Below are 1550 nucleotides of genomic sequence, written 5' to 3'. Positions count from 1 at the left end.
CTGCTCGGGCGAGAGCGCGAGCTGGCCGAGCTGCTCGCGCAACTCGACCGCTCCGGCCTGGTGACGCTGGTCGGCCCCGGTGGCATCGGCAAGACCACGCTCGCCCGCGCCGCCTCGCAGGCCCGGCGCCAGGCCTGGGCCGACGGCGTCGCGTGGGTCGAGCTCGCGGCGCTGGCCGATGCCTCGCTGATTGGCGGCGCGCTGGCGCAGGCGCTGTCGCTGCAGCCGGCCGCCGACGGCGATGCGCAGGCGGCGCTGCTGCCGTCGATGAAGAACCTCCAGGGCCTGCTGGTGCTCGACAACGCGGAGCACTTGCTCGACGCGTTGGCCCCGCTGGTCCAGGCGCTGCTGCAGGGCGCGCCGGGCCTGCGCATCCTGGTGACGAGCCAGGTGCCGCTGCACCTCGCCGGCGAGCGGCTGCTGCGCATCGAGGCGCTGACCGTGCCGCCCGACGGCAGCGCTGTCGACGCGGCCCGGCAGCATGGCGCGGTGGCGCTGTTCTGCGAGCGCGCGCAGGCGGTCGACCGCCGTTTCGCGCTGACCGAGGCCAATGTCGGCGCGGTCACCGAGATCTGCCGGCGGCTCGACGGCGTGCCGCTGGCGCTCGAGCTGGCGGCGGCGCGCGTGCCGCTGCTGGGCGTGGCCGGCATCGCGTCGCGGCTGGACGACCGCTTCCGCCTGCTCGCCAGCAGCGTGCGCGGCACGCCGACGCGGCAGCAGACGCTGCAGGCGGCGCTCGACTGGAGCCTCGGCCTGCTCGCGCCGGCCCAGCGCGCGCTGTTCGATTCGCTCGGCGTGTTCGCCGGCGGCTTCACGCTGCCGCTGGCGGGCGCGGTGCTCGCCGATGGCAGCGACCCCGATGGCGGCGACCCCGACGGCTGGGCAGCGATCGACGGGCTGGCCCTGCTGTCGGACCATTCACTGGTGCAGGTGGGCGACGGCGATCCGCCGCGCTATGCGCTCAGCGAGAGTGCGCGGGCCTATGCGCAGGCACGGCTGGTGGACGACCCGCGCGCCGCTGCGCTGCGCGGCCGGCATGCCCGCGCGCTGCGCGCGTTCTTCGCCGACGCGCAGCGCGACTGGCTGCGCATGGCCGACGCGCCCTGGCTCGCGCTCTACGAACCCGAACTCGACAACCTGCGGGCCGCACTCGCGTGGTCGCAACAGCACGACCCCGAGACGCTGGTCGCGCTGGTCGGCGCCGCCGCACCGCTGTGGCACCACCTGTCGCTGCATGCCGAAGCGCGGCGCTGGCATGAGCTGAGCGAGGCGATGGTCGATGACAACGTTCCCAAGCCGCTCGCCGCGGCCTGGTGGCGGGCCGCGCAGTGGGTGTGGGCGGATGCCTCGCCCGGCCGCTCGCGCGGCGCGGCCGACCACGCGCAGGCGCTGTACCGCGCGCTCGGCGACGAGCACGGCCTGTATGCGCAGCTGACCGGGCTGGCCGGCCTGTGGCAGGGGCCGGATCCGGCGGCGCGTGCGGCGCTGGACGAAGCGCTGGCGCTGGAGCGGCCGGACTGGCCGGCGCGCGAGCGCGCCTGGGGCCAGCG

1 protein-coding gene is annotated in these 1550 nt (G+C 76.3%); it reads left to right on the top strand.

All coding sequences use genetic code 11. The features are described 5' to 3' along the window. Positions 1 to 1550 (top strand): ATP-binding protein (locus AC1DXV_RS34465; RefSeq protein ID WP_477938028.1); only part of this gene is annotated, 1550 nt, incomplete at both ends.

The organism is Rhizobacter sp. P3_C12 (genome assembly GCF_056402735.1).
The sequence above is the reverse complement of the archived record's forward strand: the minus strand, read 5'-3'. Positions and strand labels throughout refer to the sequence as shown.